6 protein-coding genes are annotated in these 10,376 nt (G+C 62.0%); 4 read left to right on the top strand and 2 right to left on the bottom strand.

Annotated features, from left to right (window positions below; all coding sequences use genetic code 11):
• The 4 genes from SGJ19_29075 to SGJ19_29090 form a co-directional block, all read left to right on the top strand.
• On the top strand, positions 1 to 1,028 hold a 1,028-nt coding region (locus tag SGJ19_29075), incomplete at its 5' end, for a PQQ-binding-like beta-propeller repeat protein (GenBank protein MDZ4784319.1).
• Between the two features lie 293 nt (positions 1,029 to 1,321).
• The gene (locus SGJ19_29080) at positions 1,322 to 6,913 is read left to right on the top strand and encodes a DUF4214 domain-containing protein (GenBank protein MDZ4784320.1); all 5,592 of its coding nucleotides are present in this window, start codon (positions 1,322 to 1,324) and stop codon (positions 6,911 to 6,913) included.
• A 311-nt stretch (positions 6,914 to 7,224) separates the two neighbouring features.
• The gene (locus SGJ19_29085; GenBank protein MDZ4784321.1) at positions 7,225 to 7,770 is read left to right on the top strand and encodes a hypothetical protein; all 546 of its coding nucleotides are present in this window, start codon (positions 7,225 to 7,227) and stop codon (positions 7,768 to 7,770) included.
• A gap of 264 nt (positions 7,771 to 8,034) precedes the next feature.
• Positions 8,035 to 9,279 (top strand): tetratricopeptide repeat protein, encoded by a 1,245-nt coding sequence (locus SGJ19_29090; GenBank protein MDZ4784322.1) that lies wholly within the window; start codon positions 8,035 to 8,037, stop codon positions 9,277 to 9,279.
• Between the two features lie 210 nt (positions 9,280 to 9,489).
• Here the strand turns inward: SGJ19_29090 and SGJ19_29095 are convergent, their stop codons facing one another.
• Positions 9,490 to 9,651: a YqaE/Pmp3 family membrane protein gene (locus tag SGJ19_29095; protein ID MDZ4784323.1), complete on the bottom strand. Its 162-nt coding sequence runs from the start codon at positions 9,649 to 9,651 to the stop codon at positions 9,490 to 9,492.
• Between the two features lie 40 nt (positions 9,652 to 9,691).
• Positions 9,692 to 10,156, bottom strand: coding sequence for a hypothetical protein (locus SGJ19_29100; protein ID MDZ4784324.1), 465 nt, complete (start codon positions 10,154 to 10,156; stop codon positions 9,692 to 9,694).
• Between the last annotated feature and the right edge of the window lie 220 nt (positions 10,157 to 10,376).

Raw genomic sequence — 10,376 nt, forward strand, 5'->3', positions numbered from 1 at the left:
CGCCGGATGCCGTGTATCGCTGGAAGGTGCTGTGCCTCGACGCGGCGACCGGCGACGTGATTTGGGAGCAACTGGCGAAGGAAGCCAAGCCGACGATCGCCACGCACGGCACCAACACGTTCGCATCCGAAACGCCGGTCACCGACGGCAAGCACGTCTACGCCTACTTCGGCATGACCGGGCTCTATTGCTATGACCTCAACGGCGAGTTGGTCTGGCAAAAGGATCTCGGCAGTTTTCCAATGATGATGGGCTGGGGCACCGGCAGCTCGCCGGTGCTGCTCGGCGACGCGTTGTATGTGCAATGCGATAACGAGGAGAAGTCCTTCCTTGTGGCGCTCAACAAGTCGACCGGCGACGAGCTGTGGCGCGTCGAACGGGAAGAGTCATCGAACTGGTCGACGCCCTACGTGTGGAAGAACAAGCTGCGCATGGAGCTGGTGACCGCCGGCGGGACGAAGATGCGGTCCTACAATCCGGCCAACGGCGAATTGCTGTGGGAAGTCACCGGCGGCGCGGGTCGTTGTTCGGCGACGCCGGTCGGCGACGAAGAGTTGCTGTACGTGGGCACCGGCGGCGGTATGCGCGGCAGCGGACCGCTCTTAGCTGTGAACGCCGGCGCGTCGGGCGATATCTCGCTCGGCGATGGGGAGACGACGAATGCCGGCATCGCTTGGAGCATCGACCGCGGCGGACCGCCGATGGCCTCGCCGTTGCTCTATCAGGGTCTGCTCTACGTGCTGGATCAACGTGGCGGATTGATCCGCTGCTACGACGCCCAGACCGGGAAAGAGCATTACCAGCAGCGGCTGCCGGATGGAGGCGGGTTTACCTCTTCTCCGTGGGCCAGCGACGGCAAGGTGTTCTGCCTGGACGACAAAGGTCAGACGTTCGTCCTGGAGGCCGGACCCGAGTTGAAAGTGCTCGGCGTCAACAAGCTCGACGAGATGTTCTGGTCGAGCGTGGCCGTGGCGGGCGACAAGCTGCTGCTTCGGGGCGTCGATCATTTGTATTGCATTACCCGGTAGGTAGACAAATCCCGGCGGAAGCCACGTGGCGCGGCGAACAGCTTGGGTTCGCCGCGCCACATCTTTGCGCCGAACGCGGCAATTCGACACAAAACCACCCAAATGGGTGCCTAATTTACGTGAATTGAATTGCTTGTGCAGGCGCCCCAATTAACATAGTCTGCGTATCCACGACATTTACCCATTCTGGTTCTGCGTGGGACGTTAGGGGCGATGCAATCCATAGCGCAAGGCGGCGCGTGTGTTTCTACACGCCCCTAGGGTCCCGTTTTTGTCAACGGTGAGCCTGCGCCATGAGTTTTTCTCAATTGCTATTTGGTCGCCCCCGTCGTTTCAATCTCCAGCGCGGCCGACGACTCGTCGTCGAATCGCTGGAAAGCCGGCAACTGTTGGCGATCGTCGTCCATGTAGACCCAACCGGTAACGACCTCGCTGGTGACGGCACGGAGGATGCGCCGTATCGCACGATCAATCGTGGCATCCTGGAAGCCGATCCGGACGGCACGGTGATTATCAACGCCGGCGACTACCCCGAAGCGGTGAACGTCAACAAGACCGTGACGTTCAACGCGATCGGCGCGGTGACGATTAACTCCATGACGAGCCTCGCCGCGAACACGGCGACCTTGAACGGCAATCTCACCGCCGACACGGACTTCACCTTCAACGGCCCAGTACGCATCGCGACGGCGACGCAATTGACCGCGCTGAACGTGCTGTTCAACAACACGCTCAACGCGGTCAACGCGCTGCCGGCCCCAGCGCTGACGGTCACCGCGGCGACGGTGGCGCGATTCGGGAACGACGGCACGGATCGGGTCGGCGCCGCCGATCCGCTGGCCTCGCTGCTCGTCCAGGGCGCTGGCCAAACGCGGATCGGCGCGGACTCAATTCGCACGAACGGCAACACCACGACGTTCAATACGCCCGTAGTTTTGAATTCGAATCTCCTCATCACGGAGTTGGGTGCGGGAAACGTCATTTTCGGCAGCACCTTGGATAGCGACGCCACGGCCCGTACGCTGCAAGTGATTACGGCCGGAGAAGGCGTGACGCGTTTCGTTGGGAATGTCGGCGTTCAAGAGGCACTCGCGAGTCTGAGAACTGACGACCAAGGGCGCACCGAGTTTGAGGCCGCCCAGGTCCATACCGACGGTAACCAACTCTATGAGGACGACGTCGTCGTCTTCGCCGCCCTGACCCGATTCTTCAGTGGCAATATTGAATTCAGCGAGACGCTAGTTGGCAGTGTCGCCGATCGCGACGTCGAATTCATCACGGCCGTGGGCGGCGTAACGCGGTTTCGCGGCAACGTGGGGGCAAACCAGACGCTCGGCGACTTGACCACCAACGGCGACAGTCGCACGGAAGTGGGCGGATTGGTGGAAACCACCGGCACGCAGACGTACGAAGACGAAGTCACCGTGATCGCCGACGCGACGTTCGTGGGTGAGAACGTGCTCTTCGCGTCGACTTTGCGTTCCAATCCGGCCGGCAACGACGTGCTGATCCGCGCTAGTCAGCTCACGCGATTCGGCGCGGCGGTCGGCGGCGGCCTGTTCCGGCTCGGACGATTGGAAACCGACGAGCCCGGAACGACGGAGTTCGTCGGCAACGCGGCGCTGACGACGGGCGACCAGATCTACCATGACGTCGTGCGGCTCAATACCACGACGGTGTTCACCGGCAGGAACATCGATTTCGACGGCGGCATCGAAGCTGCGGCGGCGAATGTTGACTTGATCGTGACTTCCGAAAACGACGGCTTCACGCGGTTTGGCGACGAAGTTGGGGCAGGTGCCATTCCGTTGCGCAACATTGCGACCAATGACGTGGGCAGGACGGTATTCGCGGCAGGAATGACTCCGGGCACGGTGGGAATTCGGACGACTGGCAATCAAACTTATAACGACGACGTCGAAATTGAGGCCGACTTAACGGTCCAAGGAAGTACCATTTCCTTCCGAGGAGATGTGGATTCAGTTCCCGCGGCGCCCCCCGCCGGACTCAGAGTTGTCGCCGCCGCGGATGCCAACTTTGGCGACGACATTGCGCAGGATCGGATCGGAGACGTCGCGCCGCTGTCGTTCCTTGAGATCACGGCCGGCAACAACATCAATCTGTTGGTGCCGACTATTACCACGAATGGCAACTCCGTCACATTTAACACGCCGCTGGACTTGCTCGCCGATTTGCTGATCACCGAACTGGGCGCCGGCGCCGTGACGTTCAACGACACGATCAACAGCGACCTGCCGGCGAATCACTGGGCATTGACCGTGAACACGGACGCGGGCGCGACGAACTTCAATGGCGCCATTGGCGCCGTGAATCCGCTATCCCGCCTGCAGACGGATACCGTCACGCCGGGAACGGGGCCGACTAACATTGGCGCTCAAGTAATCCGCACGGAAGGCGCTTCCATCACGTTCAATGACCCCGTCGTGTTGACGAACGATCTGCTGATCACGGAACTCGGTCCTGGCGACGTGACGTTCAACAGCACAGTCAACAGTGACGCCATTGCCACGCCGCGATCCCTGGAAATCGTCACTCCGCTCGCCGCATCGGATACCTCGTTCAACGGAGCCATTGGCAACCTGGCGCCATTGCGAAACTTGATCGCGCGAGCCCCGGGCCGGACGTTCCTCGACGGACCGGTCATTAACGTGACGGACGCCACGGCCGTCGCGGGGACCGATTCGATTCTGTTCGAGGACAATGTTGTGCTGACAGGCAATGTCGTGATCACCGTTGTCGGCCTTGGCAACGTGCGCTTCGCCGGAACAGTGAACTCGCCCGGAAATCGCGACCTGCGCGTAACGACAGGAGACGGCGACACCTTCTTTGTCGGCAACGTCGGCCTTCCCGCGGGCTCGGAACTGAGAGACCTGACGACCGACGGCGGAGGTGATACGCAGTTCTTCGGAACTAACGTCGCGACGATCGGAAATCAGTTCTACGTCGATGGGGTCATCATCAATGCGACGGTTACCTTCGAAGCGAACGCCGGCAACATCGAATTCGATAGCACGCTCAACGCTAGCGCGAACGGCTTCAATGTCGACGTTAACTCGACTGGCTTGTCGCGGTTCGGCGGCAACGTGGGAACCGCTCCAGCGCCGGCCGTGGTCCCGCTCATCAACGGCCTGGCGACGAACATCGGCGGCACGACACAGGTCGACGGAGCTTTAATTCGAACGGCCGGCACGCAGACGTTTCGCGACGCCGTGACCGTGACGAATAGCGTTACGTCCCCGAACAGCGTTACGTTCCAAGGAGCGAATGTGATTTTTGAGCAAACGCTCAATTCCAACCCGGATGGCGGCAACGACGTGATCGTCGACAGCCCAGGGCAGACGGTGTTCCGTGGCGCGGTTGGTGGCGGCGGACTGCGGCTCCGAAACCTTACCACGAATGGCGGCGGAACCACGTTCATCCTCGGCGGCTCAGTAAATACGAGTCAAACGCAACTTTACGATGACGCGGTGTTGTTCCAGGCTGTCGGCAACACGACGACGTTGACAGGAGGCAGCGTGCAGTTCAACAACCGGCTCGACGCGGAGATCACCCAGCAAAACTTGGAGATCATTGCGAGCGGCCTGACGCGTTTTGGCAACGACGTTGCGGACGAAGTCGGCACGCTGAATCCCTTGATTCCGATTCTGAATCTTACGACTGACGCTCCGGGCACAACCTTGATCAACACTCGCGCAGTCCTCACCTTTTTGGATCAGACGTACAATGATCCCGTCCTGCTGGGCGCCGATGTGACCACGCGCAGTATCGATGACGACGTCTACCTCGACCAGACTGTCGATAGCGTCGCCGGCAGCGCGTTCGACTTGACCGTCGACCGGCAGTCCGGCTCGCGGCCCACGATCTTCAACGGGAACGTGGGCGGGCCGGCGAACGCGCTGGGCGATCAACGCAATCTCGGCAATTTGACGGTGCTCAGCAACGGCCCGTTGAGTCTCGTCGCCGCGATTAATACGGTCGAGCAAATCACGATCAACATCCTTGAAGGCGGCGCGGCCAGCGCTGCGGACGATCTCACGCTCGCCGCGAATGCCATTCTGCGCGCTGGCACGAATATCGTCTTGAACGTCGGCGACGACATCACGTTCGCGGCCGGCTCCACCGCCGTCGCGAACGGCAATCTGACCGTTACCAGCGACGCCGGCAACAATGACGCGGCCGTCGGGACGGTAGTTCAGGCCCTCGGCGTCGGCGGACCGCTCGGCGCGAACGGACTGGTGCGGTTCATCGCCGGACCGGACAACGACTTCTTCAACATCCAACTCGACCGACTCCGCCCCGGCGACAACATCAACTTCAATGGCGGCGCGAACGGGCCCGGCAACTTCACCTTGGTGACGGACACCGCCTCGGTCGACGGGCAATGCAATCCGGTTGTTGTGCCGTTGCTAGTGACCAATCCGCCTTTCGGCGATTCGCTCAACCTGTTCGACACGAACCAAGTCGCCGACCGCATTTACTCGCTCAATAGCGCCCAGGTCGCCCGTGACGACGGGCTCGTGCTGACGTTCACGGAAATCCAACAGTTCGAACTCAACGCCGGTTCCGGCGACGACCTGCTGAACGTGCAGATGCCAGGCTTGCCGTCCGTCGTGCAATTCAACGGCGGCCTCGGTTCCGATCAATTGGACATCATCGGCTCGGCCGGCGTCGATCGCATCTCGGTCGATGCAATTACCGATCTGCCGGTACATCGCCCGTTCGAGATCGCGTTTGTCGAAAAGCTGCGCGTCCGCGGCGGCGACGGCGATGACGTCGTGGTTAATCGCGTCGGCATTCCGACGCTGTTGGAAGGTCAGAACGGCGCCGACATTCTGGTCGGTAGCGGCGCGACCGACGTGATCTTCGGCGGCGCGGGCGTGGATACGCTGATCGGTGGCGCCGGAGACGACTTCCTCTTCCCGGACCACGAATACGACGGCACATTGCAAGGAATTGTCACGGTCGCCGACGGGGATGTTTCCGCCGGCGGCACGGGCAACGACGGTGCGGCCCCTTTGAATAGCCCGGCGGCGACGCTGGCCACGCTCGATTCCGTTTGCAGCATCGAGACCTTGTTCGACGGCGGCGCCAAGAAGGATGTGATCACCTGGCTGCAAGCTCGCTTGCTGTTCGGGCAAGCCGCCTTCCAAAACGATCTGATGGGACCGGCCCTGGCGGCCTTGAACGACGCCGACTTCATCCTCGATCCGCCGGCCGTCGCCGTCGCCGAGCCGGAGCTCGTCGTGAATCCATCGTTCGAGCATTGGCTCGACAACCTCTATCAGGCACTGCTGGGGCGCGACTTCGTCCCGTCCGAATTGCAATATTACGCGAAGGTCAGCGCGGCCGGTGCATCGCGGGAAGCGATCGCGCAAGGGTTCCTCAATAGCCCCGAGCGCCGCGCCAACTTCATCGACGGTTGGTACAACCGCTATCTCGGTCGCCCGCTGGACGCCGGTGGCCGCGCCTATTGGCTTAACGTCTGGGCGCAGCAGGACGGTGAATCGGTCGAAGCCGCGATTCTGGGTTCCGGCGAGTTCTTCCAGCGCGTCGGCGGCACGAATCAACTCTGGGTCGAAGCCATGTACTCGCAGGTGCTAGGACGCACCGGCAGCGCGGCGGAAGTGCAGTTCTGGGTCGCCCGCGCCGCCAGCACGCCGCGCGCACTGATCGCCAAGCAGTTCGTCACCAGCGACGAATACCGCCTTCACGTCGTGGCGAGCTGGTATCAAAACTACCTGACCCGCGCGCCGGAAGCGGGCGGAGCCCAATACTGGCTCAACAAGCTCAAGACGGGGCTCAAGGCGGAAGTGATCCAGTCATCGATCCTGGTGAGCACGGAATTCCAGCAAATGCCCTGGTAACCGGCGGCGGGTGATTTCTCGCGCAGTCCGGCCGGCAGTGACGAATTTCTAAATCCGAATGTCGAATGTCTGAATGGCGTTGCGTCGAGCGACGGCCATTCGTCATTCGAGCTTCGACATTCCCGCGCACTCTCCCCTCCGCGTCTCTGCGGCTCCGCGGCTCAAACCGCCCATTCCCGGTTTTCCCGACGGACTTTGCCGACTCGGCAAGCTGCGCGCCTTGGCGACGACTCTTTGGAGGTCGGCGAAACTGCGCGCCGATAAGTCGACAAGGACAGCCAGCCTTTGCGCGGTTTCTATGGAGAGAGATCATGAAGCGTCGATACGCGGCCGCCGTGTTGATGGGATTGTCGGCGATCGCCGGCACGGCCGAAGCCAATTGGTTCACCACCTTCTGGAAAAACGTTCACCGCGACTATCGCCGCAATAACTGCTGGCCGGAACCGTTCGTGTACGACGATCGTGAAGCGGTGAAAGCCCCCTTCGGCGTGATGATCGCCAAGGGCTGGCGCTCGCAAAACACTCTGATGGATCACCACTTCTCGATGGAAACGGGCGCGTTGAACGAGTCCGGCCGCTTGAAGATGAAGACCATCATGTGGCATACGCCAGCGGCCCATCGTGCTGTGTACGTGGTTCGCGGCGCGAATCAGGACGTCACGTCGTCGCGGCTGGACGCCGTCCAGGAAATGGTCGTGGCGATGAACACGCAAGGCGACCTGCCGCCGGTGCTCGAAGTCGACTACGGCCCCACCGCCTGGCCAGCCGACTACGTCGACGCCGTTGGTAAGCGATACCAAAACTCGATGAAGGATCCGCGGCTGCCGGAAGCAGATGACGGCGGCGAAGATCAGTAAACCAAGCAATCTGGCCCGTCCAGGCAAGCTACGGCGTCGCGCCGGAGCGATCGTCACCACGATCGGAACTCCGGCGGGACGCCTCCGGGCTTGGCCGAGCGCGATTTGAACGTGATACGGCCGCTTCGGTTGGAGGATTCCGGCCGCGGCGGACGATGAAAGAGACAGGCGCTTTGCGCGCCGAAGCGACGTCGTTTCCGCTGGGCAATACCACGCCCGGAGGGCGCCGTCGCCACGGGGGTTCGGGACACAAGGAGGTGTCAGTTGCGTAAGGTATGGCGACTCTCGGCCGCGTTATCGTTGGCAACTCTTGCCGGTAGCCTCGGCTGTTCCTCCAGTTCTTCCTGGCTCTCCAATCCGTTGAGCCTCGGCAAGTCTCGCTCCGGTTCCAAGTTCGCCGACGCCCCGGCGTTTAACTACGAGGAATTGGCCGCGAAACAAGCCGACCGCAAGGTCTCGTCCCACGGCCTCGGCATGGATCAGGGCGTCGAGCCGGGCACGATGAAGAAGCTCTCGAACTCAGTGACTAACAATCCCGTCAGCAAGGGCATCAAGTCGGCCTGGACGAAGACCTCGCGCAAGACAGGCGAGATGTTCACCACGCACGAAGGAGCGGCCAATCCGATTTCGCTCTCGGTGGAAACGGGCGACGTCGACGCCGACTTGCACGTGTCGCTCGCGCGGCTCGAAGAAGCCAAAGGCAACTTCCCGGCCGCCGAGAAGCGCTATCAAAGTGCGCTGGCTGACGATTCGGAGCACCTGAACGCGCTAATCGGCATGGCGCGACTTTACGATCGCCGCGGCGACCTGCCCAAAGCTACGGCCTATTACAACCGGGCCGTGAAAGCGCACCCGGAAGACGCGACGGCGCACAACGATCTCGGGCTTTGCTTCGCCCGGCAAAACCGGCTGCAGGAAGCGGCACAATCGCTCGACCGCGCCGTGCAGTTAGCGCCCGAGAAGGCCCTGTATCGGAACAACATCGCCACCGTGCTGGTCGCCATGGGGCATGACGAGCCGGCGCTCGCGCACCTGACCGCGGCGCACGAAGTACCGGTCGCGCACTACAACCTCGCCTGCATGTTGAACGACCGCGGCGAAACCTCTGCGGCTATCGAACACTACTCGCTGGCCTACGAGCAAGATCAATCGCTGACGCAGGCCTACGACTGGGCGGTGGCGTTGCAGAATCAATCGGCGCCGCCGACGGAAGAGGCCTACGCCGCTAACGTCCCCGCGGAACCGTCGTCGATGATCACCGCAACCGACGATCGCCTGGCAGCGCAGCCAGAGCCCTCAGTTCAACGCCGGGTCGCGCCGCCGCTGACCTCATCCTGGTCGCCCGTCGCGGACCACGGCACGTTCCCGGCCGCCGCTCCGTCTCCCGACGGCGCCACCGGCTACGCCCCGGCGGAACCCGATCCGGCCGCTTACGGCCCTTCGCAAGGCGACCTCACGCATCGTCTTCCGCCGATCGACACGGCCTACCGCGCCCCGAGCCGGTACTAGCGCGATCGCTGCTCGCCGCGCCGCCGTTAAGCCCAGGGAAGGCTCTCAAAGTCTTCGCTGGCAGCAACGACTGCGGCGGCCTTCCCTGTGCTTAGAGTCGTCGACTCATGGTCATCGACCCACTAGCGCTGCCGCTCGATCGCCTCAACGATTTCCTGCGTCCGCTTATCCGCCAGGTGCGCGTTCACGACTTATCCGCCAGGTGCGCGTTCACGACTTATCCGCCAGGTGCGCGTTCACGACGAGGATCGCGTGAATCATGCCGGGCGCCCAAAAGAGCAGGCACAACAGCAAGTTCAAAAAGAACTGCACGGGCTTCCCGCACAGCAGCACCGCCACCGGTGGAATCAAAATGGCGATCAGGTAAAGCATCGCTCGCGAAACTCCGTCAAAGACTCGTCCGACAAAGAATTCATTCGTCGACGGCGGGAGAATCTTGCCGCGGGCCCAAAGTCACGGACATCGATCGCGCGTGCCGGCCCTTCGGGATATCCAGCACGTCGATCCGCTCAGTTCCGTCGACGAATCTTGCTTTCACGATCAGGCATTCGAACTCGCCATAGCTCAGCTCCCGACCGAAAGTGCTCTCCCGGCCGTAGCAATTTACGCCGACGACAAACGGCACATTGGGATCGTCGACGGGTTCGAACCAATCTCCGTGATGTTCTGGATTTACCGCAACCCATTCCGCCATGGCACGATTCTGCTCAACGAGGTAGGCCAGACGTTCCAATTGAGCGCGTTCGCCGTAGTTCAGGTGAACTGTCAGATCGAACGAGCCATCCCAAACGGCAACCGACAGGTTGTCGACCACAAACAGCCCGAAGGCGAACACCGCCGTCAGGAGGAGCAACGTAGGTAGCCGAAAACGCAGCATCAATCAACTCGCCAGCGAACCAGCCACGGAAAACGGCCCTCTAGCCATGATAAGGGCTGGCGGCAGGAACGGCCACGCGCGAGGTCGTTTTGGCCCACGGCCGGCGGCCCAATTCCCCCAGCAGGGCGAATCAGTTTTTCATGATGCCTAGGAAGCGTAAGAGTTTTCGGGGTTGGCATGCGAAGCGGCGGAGGTTGGGGGTGATTTGCGGTAGGCCGGA

This window comes from Planctomycetia bacterium, from assembly GCA_034440135.1.
Lineage (GTDB): Bacteria > Planctomycetota > Planctomycetia > Pirellulales > JALHLM01 > JALHLM01.

Excerpts from the sequence above, each read along its gene's own strand:
- SGJ19_29095 (MDZ4784323.1), bottom strand. The coding sequence starts at position 9,651 with ATGCTTTACCTGATCGCCATTTTGATTCCACCGGTGGCGGTGCTGCTG.
- SGJ19_29085 (MDZ4784321.1), top strand. The coding sequence starts at position 7,225 with ATGAAGCGTCGATACGCGGCCGCCGTGTTGATGGGATTGTCGGCGATC.
- SGJ19_29100 (MDZ4784324.1), bottom strand. The coding sequence starts at position 10,156 with ATGCTGCGTTTTCGGCTACCTACGTTGCTCCTCCTGACGGCGGTGTTC.
- SGJ19_29080 (MDZ4784320.1), top strand. The coding sequence starts at position 1,322 with ATGAGTTTTTCTCAATTGCTATTTGGTCGCCCCCGTCGTTTCAATCTC.